The organism is Acinetobacter sp. 1124_18A, from assembly GCF_052824995.1.
This window is the reverse complement of the sequence record NZ_VTDF01000002.1, coordinates 93,798-108,028: the sequence shown is the minus strand read 5'-3', so window position 1 is coordinate 108,028 and position 14,231 is coordinate 93,798. Positions and strand designations below refer to the sequence as shown.

Genomic DNA, 14,231 nt, shown 5'->3' with positions numbered 1-14,231 from the left:
ATAACATAATTCAGCTTAGAGAATTAGCGTTTTTTATTTGAACCTACACTCAAGCAAGAAATGATCAATATCACTATGCAAATACAATCAAAGACTTACATAGTCTGTGCCAAAAAATAATCTAGTAACCTTTTCCTGTCATCCACACTATTTGAATCTAAAAGCTGAACCATTGCCCCATCAATCACAAATAAAAACATGTGCGCATCTTGTTTTGAAGCATTCGTGTTGGTTGTTAAAAACAGTTTATAAATTTCATTGATCAACCAATTTCTATAATCAATTACGAGCTGATAAGCCTGTGGATGTGTTTTCGCAATTTCAAATATGGCTTTAAACGGTAAGTGGTAAAGCCCATCTAAGTCTGCATGTAGAAAGTAAATCTTACGAAGCTTTTCAGTTACGCTTAAGTCTTTTTGGACATAGATAATCGAGATGACTTCTTGTGTAAGGCCATCTCTCTGAAAAGTTAGACTCATTTTAATAAGACGTTCTTTTGAATGAAAATAGTTATAAAAAGTCGCTTTTGGGATTTTTGCCGAGTCAATAATTCGGTCTACACCGACATTATGAAAGCCAAAGTTATTAAAAAGATAGCGTGAGGTATGTAATACACTTAAAGCACGTATTGGAAGATCTGAATATGGCATAGTTTTACCGTTATAAAAAAATTATTGTTGTATATAAATGAGATATAAAAACTGCTGCCTTTTTAGGGAGAAACAAAAGGCATAGCAAAGCCGTAAAGACTGTGCCAGCACATCTCAAGTTTTAATTGTCTAAGTTTTAAGTAATAACGAGCTAAAGCCTGAAAAAGCCTTACGGCGATCAAGCTGCGTTAAATGTTTTAAGCTGTGTTGTTATAGCTTTTGGCAATGGTTGCCAAGAAATAATGGATATGCAAAGCCAACTCCTTATATATGGAGTTCTGCCAAGACATTAGAATTATGGTGGCAGAACGAGCAAGGGTTCGCAGACTGATAGTAAAGAATCAGCACACCCGAAGGTGTCCCTCACTCGTCCTACCGCAACAAGCGAGGGACGATCGATATACACAAGAATACTCCTCAGAAGGAATAATCTGATGCACTTTACTAGACGGTCTGCGACGACCGACTGGCAATGTAGGCCAGCCCGCAAATGGTAATCTTGAATATTTAAGGTGTCAATGTGATATTGGCTAGAAAATATTTAAATAATTATTGTTTTTCATTTAATTACATAATTAAGAAAATTCTTAAATATCAGCTTAATAATATTGTCTTGTTTAGAGAGTTTTTGAGCTGTGCACCCTAATGACAGAATGCACAGCAAAGTTCAAACAAAATTAATGATCAGATAAAGTTTTCATATCAATCACAAAACGATACTTAACGTCACTCTTTAACATACGCTCAAAAGCTTCATTGATATTTTTCATATCAATCATTTCTACTTCAGAAACGATGTTATGTTCACCACAGAAATCAAGTAACTCTTGTGTTTCTTTAATTCCACCAATCACCGAACCAGCAATTGACTTTCTACCCAAAATCATAGGCACTGAATTTGCGCTAATTTCACCTAAATATCCAACCAGCACAATCGTTCCATTTAGAGCTAGTGTTGGAATATAAGGCTTCAAGTCATGGTTATAAGGCACAGTATCAATAATTAAATCAAATTGATTTAACACTGATTTCATTTGAGTTTCATCTATTGATAACACAACATGATGCGCACCGAGGTGTTTTGCATCTTGCTCTTTATTAGCTGAGCGGGTAAATAATGTCACTTCAGCACCTAGAGCATTGGCAAGTTTAATTGCCATGTGCCCTAAACCACCTAAACCGACGACCGCGACTTTACTGCCCTTTCCAATATTCCAATGGCGAAGCGGCGACCATGTGGTAATGCCTGCACAAAGTAACGGCGGTACAGCTTGAGCATCCAGATTTTCAGGCACTTTTAATACGAAATCTTGGCTACACGTAATGCTTTTAGAATATCCGCCATAGGTTGGTCGTTGATCATGACGATCTACGCCACCATAAGTCTGAATATTACCTTCTTCACAATATTGCTCTAGTCCTGAATGACAAGCAGAACAAGTACGGCATGAATCGACCATACAGCCAATACCGACTAAATCACCGACCTTATATTTTGTGACTTTAGGACCGATTGAGGTGACACGCCCGACAATTTCATGGCCCGGAACTAATGGATAAGCACTAAATCCCCAATCATTTTTAGCTTGATGTAAATCTGAATGGCACACACCACAATATTCAATTTGAATGACAACATCATCTTCACGTGGGGTTCTACGTTCAAACTTAAAAGGAACTAAAGGAGTTTCTGATGACAGCGCGGCATAACCTAAAACTTCAATTGTCATATTTTTTCTCTCATGTTTAATGTGTAAATAAAGACGATTTCTTTGCTGGACATTCATTGATGGCGATTAGTTTTGAAAGCACATGAATACATTTTTGAAAACGATGACCCAGCAGACTTTAAGCAATCGACTTTTTGCCATGTTCATCAGTATAAAAATGAAAGTTGTAAGCTGTTGTTCTATTCCTCTTGCAGATTTGCCCAATCCTCCGAATTGTTGCACTTCTCTCTATTTTTCTGATTTGAAATGCCTACAATAAAAACACAAACGGTAATCGGTGGAATCTGAATGGCGAATAGGTCTCTAAACCATAATCAAGAATTAGTTCAACTTGTCGATCAATGGACCCGAGAAAAAGGTACATTCGAAACATCTATTATGGGGCTGACTTTATATCGTGCAGAAACATTGACCCAACCAAGTAGCAGCATGATGGATGCAAGTCTATGTATGATTGCTCAAGGGAAAAAACAGGTAATTCTTAGCGAAGAAACCTACACCTACGACTCTAACCATTTCCTTTTTACAGCAATTGACCTGCCTGTCATTGCTCAAGTACTTGAAGCTTCAGTTGAACGACCTTATCTTTCAATAGTGCTACGACTAGATCCCTATATTCTTGCCCAAATCATGCTTGAAGCCCATATTCCTTTTAAAGACGTAAACACTGAAAAAAAAGGAATGGCTGTTGGAGTAGTCAATTCTGAGCTGAATGATGCTTTTATACGATTAATAAAACTACTCGATACGCCACAAGACATCCCCATCTTGTCTCCCCTTATTATTAAGGAAATTTTTTATCGTTTATTAATGAGTCCGCAAGGTGACCGACTTAAACGCATTGTGGCGGCAGGAACTACAGGCCATCGAATTGTGAAAGCGATTGAATGGCTGAAAACAAATTTTGCAAAATCCTTTAGTGTTGAAGAGCTAGCAAGCACAATGGGTATGAGTGCTTCTAGTTTTCATCAACATTTTAGGGATATAACCTCGATGAGTCCCTTACAGTATCAAAAGAGAATGAGGTTAACTGAAGCACGGCGTTTATTGATGACCGAAGAATGTGATATTTCAACGACTAGTATTCAGGTTGGTTACGAAAGTTTGTCTCAATTTTCCAGAGAATATAAGCGTTTTTTTGGAGCACCACCTTCAGTGGATATAAAAACTATATAAATAAAAAAGCCCTGAATATTCAGGGCTTTTTTATTTATCGCTTATTACTCAGGAATAATATTCACAGCACTTGGACCTTTTTGTCCTTGAGTGATATTAAATGTTACTTTCTGACCTTCATGTAAAGTTTTGAAGCCAGAAGACGCGATTTCTTTGAAATGAGCAAATACATCTGGACCAGATTCTTGTTGAATAAAACCGAAACCTTTAGTTTCGTTAAACCACTTTACTGTACCAGCATTTGTATTAGACATAATATATCCTTGAATCTTAATCAGTTGAGTCATTTTAAAATGACAAATATAACTTGAAAAAATGGTAACGAATTGAGCTTAATATCTGAAAAAACGAAGGATTATGACTAAAACTACGATACTTAAAGAAGATTTACTACAAGTCTTTTTTCTAGTTAACTTAAGCATACATGAAACCCACATTAATTCAAGATTTTCGTATGTAATATTTATTTTTTTATAATAAAGAGAGATACATCACCTACTTAGTAAAGATAAATATCTTTACTCCTCCATAACATTTCTCTTTTACTGTCTGCTCAAGCTAAACAAGAGACCAATTCATACCCTATTTTTAATATCTATATTTTTCATAAACAAATCAACCATATACTCAACCCAAGAACTAATTTCACTATCAGAAATTGTATAATTAGGATGTGTTAAACATTTTAAATGGGCATCACTTCGTAATAATGCCAAAAATATATTTGCTGCTATGTCGGCAGAGGAATTTAACTCAATTTCACCATTTTTAGCTGATTTTTCTAAATAACCCGCAATAATATTTGCAAGACGCTGTGGGCCAACTTGAAAGAACTTTTCAGATAACTCGGGAAATCTGACCGCTTCTGCAATACAAACTCTAAAAAATGCCAAACCTGAATGCGACAATATAAAACACAAATAAGTTTTTCCAATCTCGGTTAAAGCTGACCGTAAGTTTTCGGCTTTTGTCTCGACTAAAATAATTTGCTCTTGCATGTTCGTGCACTGGCGCTCAATGACCGCAGCGAACATCACTTCTTTATTCTTATAGCAGCCATACATGGTGGCTTTTGAAACACCCGCCTCTTTTTGGATCATGTCTGTTGTTGTGCCACTAAAACCATGAGTCAAAAAAAACTTGGTTGCTGCATCCAGAATTTTTTGATCTTTTTCATTGGCTTTAGTTGTGACAGACATAGTGACCTTATAAAAATTTTAGCGATTTCGTTCTAAGTGTAACTCATCGAAAAGTTCAAAATCGAGAATTGACCTAAATTTAATTAGAGAGTACAGTACCGATCGGTACAGTATAGTAAATATCCGCTCCGTGCAATGAATTGATGTTTAAGATTTAAGGTAAAAAATGAATACAAAGCCACTCATCGGTTTAGCAGGTGCAATATTTGCTGCAATGACTGTTGAATTTAATAATCGAATTACAAGTATTGCCTTAGTCGACATTCGTGGTGCGATGGGAATTAGTGTTGACTCGGGTTATTGGTTCAACAGTATTTACGCGAGTGCTATGATTATTGGCATGATTCTGTCCACGAGTTGGGCAGTCATTTTTTCTATGCGCAGAGTTCTTCTTTTTACCATCGGACTTTGCCTCTTTTCTAGCGTTTTAATTCCTTTTAGTCCAAATATCGAAATATTTTACTTATTACGTGCCCTACAAGGTCTTGCTAATGGTTTAACTATTCCTTTGCTCATGGCCTGTGCACTTAGATTTTTAGGGCCAGATATTCGGCTATGGGGCTTAGCCTGCTATGCATTAACTGCAACATTCTTTCCCAACTTAAGTGCCGCACTCTCTGCCTTTTATTTAGATGTGATTGGCTGGAAAATGATATTTTTCCAAACCATTCCTTTTTGTGCGCTAAGTGCTGCTCTGGTTTATTTTGGTATTCCCCAAGACCCATTGAATTATTCAAGAATAAAAACTTACGATTGGATGGGTGCCATTTTAGCGATTGTTAGCTTAGCGAGCCTGAGCACCATGTTGTTGCATGGCAACCATTTAGACTGGTTCCACTCTCAATTAATTTGTGTATTGGCTTTAATTAGTGCGATTACTTTACCTTGGTTTTTCATACATGAATGGCGTTATCCTTCACCATTAATTAAACCGCAAATGCTCGAAATCCGAAATTTTGCTTATGCTGTTTTTGCCCTCTTTTGCTTTGTCATTATTGGTATGTCCACCAGCACATTACCACTGAATTACCTTAGTGCTGTGCATGGCTATAAACCCACTCAGACTATGTGGATTGGCCTACAAATTGCGGCATTGCAATTTATCTATATTCCTATTGTTGTGAAGCTTTTAAATCAAGCTTGGGTGGATAGCCGATATGTGCATGGGTTTGGTTTACTTCTAGTCATTGCTGGTTGCCTAGGTGCAAGCCAACTTGATACCACATGGAATCAAGATCAGTTTTATTTTTGGCATGCAATCTCATGTTTAGGACAAACCTGTGTCGTGCTCTCGCTCTTAATGATGGGAACAAACAGCGTTCACCCAACCATGGCAATTTATGCATCACCAATGATTAATACTCCGCGTGCTATTAGCGGTGTACTAGGTGTATGTATTTTAGATTGGATCAATCGAGTGCGCGGTGAATACCATTCAACACGATTAATTGAAAATACCGCCCAACATGTTTTCCAAAATATTCAAGGCCCTGTCATTAATCCGCTTACTCCCCCTGTGCTCACTGCAAATGGTGCAGATCGTGTTTCAGGTGGTTTATCTGCCCTAAATTCTGCGATCCAAGCACAACAATCTGTTTTAGTTATTAGTGATCAATATCTCATCTTAGCTGGCCTTACCGCTATTTTATTCATTGTGATGTTGATTTTGCCAGTTCGAACTTATCCGCCACGTATTGCTCTCATTAAGTTAATAAATAGTCATAACTCAGGAAAATCTTTATGAGTACTCTCGAAGCCCAAGATACCACCCCCACTGAACCACCTAAGTTAACAAAGGTGCAATATCTCAAAAAGCATTGGGTTATGGTTGTTGCGTTCATTATTGTCTTAGCATCTATTTTGTGGGTTTTAAAAATTATATTTTTGCCATCTTCGATTATTGAAACAGACGATGCGCGTGTGGATGTAGAGTACTCAACCATTGCCCCTAAAGTATCTGGCAATATTGAAGAAATTTATATTGAAGATCATCAGACTGTAAAAAAAGGCCAACTTTTAGCAAAGATTGATGCACGTGATTATCAAGCTGCTTTAGCTGAAGCTGAATCGAATTATGCAAAAGCACAAGCTGACGTGAGTGAAGCAATGCTGGCAGTTGATAGACAGCCGACTGTTATTCGAGAAACTGAAGCACAGCTGAGAAAAGTAGAAGCTGGAATCAAACTTACAAAAGATAATACAGCGCGTTATGAGCAACTACAGGCACTTGGGGCCGAGTCTAGATTAATTACACAGCAATCTAAGACTACATTGACTGAACAATATGCCGACTTAGACAGCAGTAAAGAAAAAGTGATTGATGCACAGTATCAGCTCAACCAATATAAGATTCAGGTACAAGCCAAACAAGCGGCTCTTAAACAAGCACAAGCGGCACTTGATAAAGCAAAATTGAATTTGAGTTATACAGAAGTTCGTGCGCCTATTGATGGCATGATTGGTCAAAAGTCAGCTAACGTAGGTAACTTTGTGAGCGCTGGTAATCCACTCATGGTGGTTGTGCCTTTAGACCAAGTCTATGTAGAAGCAAACTTCCGTGAAATTGAGTTAAAACAAATAAAAATTGGACAATCTGTTAATGTCTATGTAGATGCTTATAACGTTGAACTAAAAGGCGTAGTAGACAGCTTCTCTCCCTCTACTGGCGCATTTTTCTCACCAATTTCTGCGACCAATGCGACTGGTAACTTTACCAAGATTGTTCAGCGTCTTCCTTTACGGATCAAGCTCATTGAAAATCAAAAAGATGTTAAATTATTACGTCCTGGTTTATCGGTTTTAGTATCAATAGATACGAATAAATAAATAGTCTAGATTTCAAAATATGAGAGAAAAAGAGACCATTTACGGTCTCTTTTCTAATGATGAGTTTTAAAAAGTCTTTAAAACTTTTTGGTATAGTTTACAAACAAGCGATCTTCACCAAAGTCATTACCATGTTTAACGTTGTAATCAATACGAATATATTGCAGGGCAACGCCTTTTAAGAACGGCTGCTGAAACGCATAATTTAAAATCACATTCGACTCGGTTTCATGATTCTTTTCACCACTGGCTGCTTTAAAGTCATGGCCGTAAACATATTTCACCATCGCATTTAGGCCTAGTACATAGTCTTTAAAGTCGTAGCCATACATCACATGGTAAGACTTTTCGTCTTCTTTAAAGAATCCAGTGGTATTCCAGTTAATGAAGTAGGTCTCTGGTAAAAAACCATCTGGTAGAGGGTAAGCGGACTCACCCATAATTTGTTGATAACCTAAACCAAAGGTATGATTTTTTACTTTTAGAGTCTCTAGCACCCCAATGTTTTGCGCATCAATATCAAAAGTATTGCCATCATCTTTTGCATTGAAATATTTAAACTTAGAGGTAAGAGCAAAATTAGGTTGTTTCCAATTATGCTCAAGTCCAGCATAGTGTTTGTTGTAGAGGTCTTCCAAATTACCGAAGTAGTATTCACCCTTGAGTGACGGCGTAAATTGATAACGCAGGTCAATATAGTTCAGGCCATCAGATTCTTTGGTAATTCCATTTGCCGTGAACGAAAACTTTTTAAAGTCCTCTTCATTTCTTGGCGACACTTTTTCAACCCGACCAATTTCAGCATAGAGCTGATCTGAAATTTGCGACTTAAGATTGGTTCCCCAATAAGAGGCAAGCAATTGTCGGCTTGCATCCACAGCCGTTACGGGTAAATCTAGCCTGAGTTCACCGACACTTAAAAGGGTTTTGTCATAGCCTAGTTTTAAAGTGACGCCGTATTTTAAAAAGTCGGATGCTTGAGATTGCGTTTCCTTGTTAAAAGGCAAAACCGTGTCCGCAACATGTTTATCTGAACTCAAGCGCACGGCGTATTGAACAGAAGCATCAGCCCCAATCGTAATGGGCTTATCTGCAATTTGCAGCGGTGTTTCATGCATTTTCGATTTATAAAATAGCGATGCTGCCTGAGACCAACTACCCGTATCTTTGAGTGCATCATTATCAAAATTACGATTAATATAGGCATTCTTTAGCGTAAATTTCCATTCATTTTCGCCTTGTTGAGCTGTATCTGCTGCCCACAACAATGAATGACCACTACACATAAATAAAAGAGTAGAAAACTTTAAATATTCGTTTTTTAAACATTTCATGAAACAAATCATCCTTTAATTATTGTCTGCACCATCCTTTGGCGCAGACATATATTTGTTCGGTGCGATAGCCTTATCTCAATTTGAAGCGACTAAAACTTGAGACTGATTTTTCTTTAAACGTTTAATAAGTAACAACGAAACCGCGGCACAAAATGCAGGTATCGCTAAAATACTTAAAATTTCAAAACTGGAGAGATTTAATGACATTAACCAGCCGCCCATAATTGATCCTACAATCGACCCTGAGCGCCCTACTGCATTGGCCCAACTTACCCCTGTTGCACGACAATGTGTTGGATAAAAACTAGATGCAAAAGCATTTGCTCCTACTTGCGAACCACTAATTCCTGCACCTACCCCAAACATGGCAAACATCAATAAAGCTGTATTTGCCTGTTCAATTCCAAACCCTAAACAAATCAGGAAAAAACCACCAAAAACATAAGCCGTACTTAAAATTTTGGTTGCATCCATCTTATCCATTAGCAGGCCTAAGACAATGGCACCAATGGTTCCACCTATTTGAAAAATTGAAGTAAGCCATGACGCATTGGATAAATTAAAACCCTCATTGGTTAATAAAGTAGGCATCCAACTTGAAATCATATAAATAATGAGAAGGCTCATAAAAAAGGTAAACCAAATCAAAAAAGTGCCCAAAGCAAAGCCTTTATTAAACAAATCTTTCAAACTTGATTTTTCGACTTCATTGACTGTTGGAACCAATGTAGGAGTGCTATTTAAATGCGGTGCGATACGGTGAATAATCTTTTTAATTTTCTCGGTGCTCTTCTTTTTAAGTACTAAAAATCGGATAGATTCAGGTAATAAAAAATATAAGAAAGGTACGGTCGCTAAAGGCAATACGCCCCCAATGAGCAAAATACCGTGCCAACCAATATGAGGAAGTAGCTGAGCCGAAAAAATACCACCAAGAGCAGAACCCACTGTAAAGCCACAGAACATCATGGTTACAAGATTAGAGCGACGAGATGTAGGCGCATATTCAGAGGTTAAAGTAATTGCATTGGGTAAAGCCCCACCTAGACCCAAACCAGTGAGAAATCTCCAAATAATCAGGGTTTGTAAATCTGCTGAAAAAGAGGCAAAAACACTGGCAATTCCAAACATAATGACCGAACCAATTAAAATCGGTTTACGGCCTAATTTATCGGATAACGGTCCGAAAATGAGTGCACCTGCCATCAGTCCAAATAAGCCAGCACCAAATAAAGGTGCCAAATCGGTTGCTTGCAATCCCCATTCTGCCTTTAAAGCAGGTGCAATAAACCCAACAGCCGCGGTATCGAAACCATCAATCGCAACAATCAAAAAACACAACCACATGATTAATTTTTGCAAAGACGATAGCGGTATTTCATCAATGAAACTTTGTACGTCTATAGAATTTTGAGACATGAGAGCTCCTTTCGCCAATACATTGGCGTATATGCAATCCTTAGCAAAGGTGCCCAACTGTATTTTTTATTTAGGTTGAGCACCTATTTCAATAAATCAGATCAATTTGATTTATTTCACATTCACCGTAATTCCAGTCAGTCCGGTAATTTCTGCACGCATAACATCACCTTTCACTACAGCACCCACACCTTCTGGAGTTCCTGTAAAAATCAAATCACCTGCTTTTAGTTCAAATAACGTAGATAAATTGGCAATCGTTTCGGCCACAGACCAAATCAGGTGACTGACATCGCTGTGCTGTTCGGTTTTACCATTTACCGTTAAATGAATATCGGCATTATTGATTTCACCCGTTTGAGTAATCGGATGAATTGGGCCAACTGGTGCAGAAAAATCAAAAGCCTTACCGATTTCCCACGGTCGACCTTTTTCACGCATTGCCATCTGTAAGTCACGGCGTGTCATATCTAAACCAACGGCATAGCCATAGATATAGTTCACTGCATCCTCAACCGAGACATTTTTGGCATCTTTACCAATTGCAACCACCAACTCAATTTCATAATGAAAATTTGAAGTTTCAGATGGATATGGAATATCAACCGCATCTGTATTTACCGGAACAACCGATTCAAGGTCATTTGGCTTACAAAAGAAAAATGGTGGTTCACGGTCTGGGTCAAAACCCATTTCACGTGCATGAGCAGCATAGTTACGGCCGACACAATACACACGGCGTACTGGAAATTTATGCGCTGAGCCGTGAATAAATAGACCCGCAGTGGTCATTGGTTCAAAAATAAATGACATGTTAAATTCCTTCTATTAAGTTAATCACGACTCAAAATGCATCAGCCTGCTGTTCAGGTGCTGCTTTTTGAAATGCTTCTAAAGTCATGCAATGTTGGTAAATTTCATTAATGTTTGGATAAGCCGATAAATCGACTTTAAAACGCTCAGCAGAAACGACTTGTGGAACTAAATAGGCATCTGCAATGGTCGGTTGATTGCCATAGCAGAACTTTTCGCGATTCTGGTCTTGTTCCAAAATATGCTCTAAAGCAGCAAATCCATCCTGAATCCACTTGGCACACCATGCGTTGATTTGTGCATCATCCAGCCCCAAGTTCTGGCGTAAATATTCAAGAACACGCTTGTTGTTTAAAGGGTGAACATCGCATCCAACTAAAGCCGCAATGGCACGGACTTTTTCACGACCTAATGCATCTGTAGGTAATAAAGCAGGTTCTGGATATTGTTCTTCTAGCCATTCGATAATGGCTGGACTTTGCAACAAATTTCCCGCTTCAGTTTCAAGTACTGGTACAAATCCTTGCGGATTTAAAGCTTTAAAAGCAGCTTGATGGTGTTCGTTTTTAGCGAGCGAGATATAAGCCGCTTCATAAGCCAAACCCTTTAGGTTCAACACAATGCGAGTTCGATGCGATGTACCGCTACGGAAAAAGCTATAGAGTTTCATGCCACATTCCCTTGATAGTTTTTCACTGCATCAAGGCAGTTATTAACATTCCAGCCATATAACCATTCCATTGCATCATAAAAACGTTCAGTAGGACGTCCACGCCACAAATCATTGCGAACCAAGCGTTGCACACCTTTGGCATGGTAAATTTTGCCCATTTCACGTGAAGACAAAACAATACGTGCTGTACGTGCCACACGTGCTTTTTGGTAAATATCAAAAGCTTTTAAAATCTCATGGTCGGTAACACGTAACGCTTCACCTAAAGTTACGGCGTCTTCCATCGCCATACATGCACCTTGCGCCATATATTGCGTGGTTGGATGTGCTGCATCGCCAAGTAATGTCACACGGCCAAAAGTCCATGTTTCAATCGGTTCACGGTCTGCGGTTGCCCAGCGGCGCCAGCTTTTAGGTAACTCAATCAATTGGCGAGCTTTCGGGCAAATTCCTTGAAAATAAGACAGCACTTCTTCTTTAGAGCCATCAGTTACGCCCCACTGTTCTTGCTCACGGCTATGGAACGTCACCACAACGTTATATTCCTTTCCACCGCGCAGTGGATAATGCACAAGGTGGCAATTTGGTCCTACCCAAATACTGGCTGCATTCCATTTCAAGTCTTCAGGAAATTCGCTTTCAGGTACAACAGCACGGTAAACCACATGACCTGTAACCAATGCAGGGTCACCCACATAGGTGTCACGCACAACAGATTTAACACCGTCAGCACCAATAAGTGCCTGACCATGATATTGCGTACCGTTTTGATCAGTAATCGTTACGCCAGCATCATCTTGTTCAACTTTTTGAATATGACAATTAGTGATAATCTCCAAATGGCCATATTGTTTTGCACCTTCTACCAATGAACCATGAATATCAGCACGGTGAATCACCGCATATGGGTTACCAAAACGTTCACGGAATTTTTCATCGGTTGGAATTTTGCCGACCTGATATTCATCAATCGCATCATGCATAACCATATAGTCGGTATAAACTGCTTTACTACGAGCAATTTCACCAATTCCTAGCGCATCAAAGGCATGAAATGCGTTTGGCCCTAGTTGAATTCCTGCGCCGATCTCACCAATTTCAGGGGCTTGTTCAAAAACCTGTACCTTAAAACCTTGTTTTGCCAAAGCGAGTGCAGCTGCAAACCCACCAATGCCGCCACCAGCAATTAATATCGGTTGTTGAGTATTTGACATGATTTATATCCTTATAAAATATTCTATTTACTGGCGCTCACGCACAGAGTACAAACCCAGTTTCCGTTGCAAGGGCGCTTCATCTGCAATAAACAAATAACATGGTTGATCTGAGGTATTGATTAAATCAATATGAGAAAAACATGGTGCACATGCCGTATCAGCTTTATTTAAATTGAAATCTTTCTGATCAATTTTGACTTGGAGCTGACCGTCAATCACATGAAAAATTTGGGCAGTAGAGCGCGGTTGGAGCTGTAAAGTTTCATTTGGTCTGAGCATTAAAGCCGAATAACCAATAATATTTTGACAGTCATCACCGGTTTCAGGATTGATGTAAGTCACCTGAATTGGAGCTTGATGGTTTTTATCATCTGCAAGCGCATGCAAAACTTTTTTGGTTTCTTTCCAAGAGTAGCGCATGATCGGATACGAGGCATTTTCACGGCTAAAATGTGCTGTTGGTACAATACCCGTTCCATAATGATGAGCATTTCCGGCACTAGTCACTTTTTGGATTTCGCCTGGTTGTACATAAGAAGCTTCCATGTAATAAACCAAAGGTAAATCCAGCACATCTAACCAGATGACAGGCTCATCGCCATCATGTCCATGTTCATGCCAAAGCCCTGATGGTGTAAGGATTAAATCTCCATGCTCCATCATGCATTTTTGACCTTCAACAGTCGTATAAGCCCCATCACCTTCAACAATCAGACGTACCGCATTTGGGGTATGTCGATGTGATGGCGCCCACTCTTTTGGCAATAAAAGTTGCATGCCAAGATACATGACCGAACTTGCTTTCATATTTTCCAGACCATGTCCGGGATTTGCTAAAACCAATACACGGCGTTCAGCTTTTTCAATTGGTGTTAACTCACCTGCTTCGAGCAATAAAGGTTTAATATTCTGAAAATACCAAGCGGTTGCTACGGTCTGCGGCATCGGTTTATGCGGAGGTAATACATTGCGTAAACTTGGCCATAAAGGGACTAAATTTGATTCTTCAAGTTGACCAAGATAACGTTTCGGCAAGTCATCTAGTGTTGCTAACTGTTCCATTTCAGATCCTCTATTTAAGGCCAATTGGTACAAGAATGCTTTGTACTTTTACGGCCTATTCTTCCTTGATCATCAATGTAACAATCGAAAATTGTTGAATCCATGCACAAAAAGCAATAGTCTGTATTG

General features: G+C 38.8%; 13 protein-coding genes. 3 read left to right on the top strand and 10 right to left on the bottom strand.

Annotated elements, in window-relative coordinates; genetic code table 11:
• Window positions 1–95: 95 nt before the first annotated feature.
• Both FY048_RS05000 and FY048_RS04995 read right to left on the bottom strand, forming a co-directional pair.
• Window positions 96–650, bottom strand: a complete 555-nt coding sequence (locus tag FY048_RS05000; RefSeq protein ID WP_446090365.1) for a TetR/AcrR family transcriptional regulator — start codon at window positions 648–650, stop codon at window positions 96–98.
• Window positions 651–1,327: 677 nt separating this feature from the next.
• Window positions 1,328–2,380, bottom strand: a complete 1,053-nt coding sequence (locus tag FY048_RS04995) for an NAD(P)-dependent alcohol dehydrogenase (RefSeq protein ID WP_446090364.1) — start codon at window positions 2,378–2,380, stop codon at window positions 1,328–1,330.
• Window positions 2,381–2,668: 288 nt separating this feature from the next.
• Here FY048_RS04995 and FY048_RS04990 point away from each other — a divergent pair, with 288 nt between their 5' ends.
• Window positions 2,669–3,556, top strand: a complete 888-nt coding sequence (locus FY048_RS04990; RefSeq protein WP_446090363.1) for an AraC family transcriptional regulator N-terminal domain-containing protein — start codon at window positions 2,669–2,671, stop codon at window positions 3,554–3,556.
• A 44-nt stretch (window positions 3,557–3,600) separates the two neighbouring features.
• On the opposite strand, the gene FY048_RS04985 is transcribed toward FY048_RS04990, so the two are convergent.
• On the bottom strand, window positions 3,601–3,810 hold the full coding sequence (locus FY048_RS04985) for a cold-shock protein (protein ID WP_016138064.1): 210 nt from the start codon (window positions 3,808–3,810) through the stop codon (window positions 3,601–3,603).
• Between the two features lie 321 nt (window positions 3,811–4,131).
• Window positions 4,132–4,755, bottom strand: a complete 624-nt coding sequence (locus FY048_RS04980; protein WP_446090362.1) for a TetR/AcrR family transcriptional regulator — start codon at window positions 4,753–4,755, stop codon at window positions 4,132–4,134.
• Window positions 4,756–4,921: 166 nt separating this feature from the next.
• Between FY048_RS04980 and FY048_RS04975 the strand changes: the two genes are divergently transcribed.
• The gene (locus tag FY048_RS04975; RefSeq protein ID WP_446090361.1) at window positions 4,922–6,499 is read left to right on the top strand and encodes an MFS transporter; all 1,578 of its coding nucleotides are present in this window, start codon (window positions 4,922–4,924) and stop codon (window positions 6,497–6,499) included.
• Window positions 6,496–7,581: an HlyD family secretion protein gene (locus tag FY048_RS04970; protein ID WP_446090360.1), complete on the top strand. Its 1,086-nt coding sequence runs from the start codon at window positions 6,496–6,498 to the stop codon at window positions 7,579–7,581. The genes FY048_RS04975 and FY048_RS04970 overlap by 4 nt, the downstream gene beginning before the upstream one ends.
• 77 nt (window positions 7,582–7,658) lie before the next feature.
• Here FY048_RS04970 and FY048_RS04965 read toward each other — a convergent pair whose 3' ends face one another.
• The 6 genes from FY048_RS04965 to FY048_RS04940 all read right to left on the bottom strand — a co-directional run bounded on the left by FY048_RS04965 (window position 7,659) and on the right by FY048_RS04940 (window position 14,102).
• Window positions 7,659–8,867, bottom strand: a complete 1,209-nt coding sequence (locus tag FY048_RS04965) for an OprD family outer membrane porin (RefSeq protein WP_446090720.1) — start codon at window positions 8,865–8,867, stop codon at window positions 7,659–7,661.
• Window positions 8,868–8,993: 126 nt separating this feature from the next.
• Window positions 8,994–10,337, bottom strand: a complete 1,344-nt coding sequence (locus FY048_RS04960) for an MFS transporter (protein ID WP_446090359.1) — start codon at window positions 10,335–10,337, stop codon at window positions 8,994–8,996.
• Window positions 10,338–10,448: 111 nt separating this feature from the next.
• Window positions 10,449–11,150 carry a fumarylacetoacetate hydrolase family protein gene (locus FY048_RS04955; RefSeq protein ID WP_446090358.1) on the bottom strand — a complete coding sequence of 234 codons (702 nt, stop codon included), beginning with the start codon at window positions 11,148–11,150 and terminating at the stop codon, window positions 10,449–10,451.
• A gap of 31 nt (window positions 11,151–11,181) precedes the next feature.
• Complete coding sequence (maiA, locus tag FY048_RS04950) at window positions 11,182–11,820, bottom strand: maleylacetoacetate isomerase (RefSeq protein WP_446090357.1); 639 nt, start codon at window positions 11,818–11,820, stop codon at window positions 11,182–11,184.
• Window positions 11,817–13,037, bottom strand: a complete 1,221-nt coding sequence (locus tag FY048_RS04945; RefSeq protein ID WP_446090356.1) for a 3-hydroxybenzoate 6-monooxygenase — start codon at window positions 13,035–13,037, stop codon at window positions 11,817–11,819. Before FY048_RS04945 ends, maiA begins: the two co-directional genes overlap by 4 nt.
• 27 nt (window positions 13,038–13,064) lie before the next feature.
• Window positions 13,065–14,102, bottom strand: a complete 1,038-nt coding sequence (locus FY048_RS04940; RefSeq protein WP_446090355.1) for a cupin domain-containing protein — start codon at window positions 14,100–14,102, stop codon at window positions 13,065–13,067.
• Window positions 14,103–14,231 lie beyond the last annotated feature (129 nt).

Excerpts from the sequence above, each read along its gene's own strand:
- FY048_RS05000 (WP_446090365.1), bottom strand. The coding sequence starts at position 650 with ATGCCATATTCAGATCTTCCAATACGTGCTTTAAGTGTATTACATACC.
- FY048_RS04995 (WP_446090364.1), bottom strand. The coding sequence starts at position 2,380 with ATGACAATTGAAGTTTTAGGTTATGCCGCGCTGTCATCAGAAACTCCT.
- FY048_RS04990 (WP_446090363.1), top strand. The coding sequence starts at position 2,669 with ATGGCGAATAGGTCTCTAAACCATAATCAAGAATTAGTTCAACTTGTC.
- FY048_RS04985 (WP_016138064.1), bottom strand. The coding sequence starts at position 3,810 with ATGTCTAATACAAATGCTGGTACAGTAAAGTGGTTTAACGAAACTAAA.
- FY048_RS04980 (WP_446090362.1), bottom strand. The coding sequence starts at position 4,755 with ATGTCTGTCACAACTAAAGCCAATGAAAAAGATCAAAAAATTCTGGAT.
- FY048_RS04975 (WP_446090361.1), top strand. The coding sequence starts at position 4,922 with ATGAATACAAAGCCACTCATCGGTTTAGCAGGTGCAATATTTGCTGCA.
- FY048_RS04970 (WP_446090360.1), top strand. The coding sequence starts at position 6,496 with ATGAGTACTCTCGAAGCCCAAGATACCACCCCCACTGAACCACCTAAG.
- FY048_RS04965 (WP_446090720.1), bottom strand. The coding sequence starts at position 8,867 with ATGTGTAGTGGTCATTCATTGTTGTGGGCAGCAGATACAGCTCAACAA.
- FY048_RS04960 (WP_446090359.1), bottom strand. The coding sequence starts at position 10,337 with ATGTCTCAAAATTCTATAGACGTACAAAGTTTCATTGATGAAATACCG.
- FY048_RS04955 (WP_446090358.1), bottom strand. The coding sequence starts at position 11,150 with ATGTCATTTATTTTTGAACCAATGACCACTGCGGGTCTATTTATTCAC.
- maiA (WP_446090357.1), bottom strand. The coding sequence starts at position 11,820 with ATGAAACTCTATAGCTTTTTCCGTAGCGGTACATCGCATCGAACTCGC.
- FY048_RS04945 (WP_446090356.1), bottom strand. The coding sequence starts at position 13,037 with ATGTCAAATACTCAACAACCGATATTAATTGCTGGTGGCGGCATTGGT.
- FY048_RS04940 (WP_446090355.1), bottom strand. The coding sequence starts at position 14,102 with ATGGAACAGTTAGCAACACTAGATGACTTGCCGAAACGTTATCTTGGT.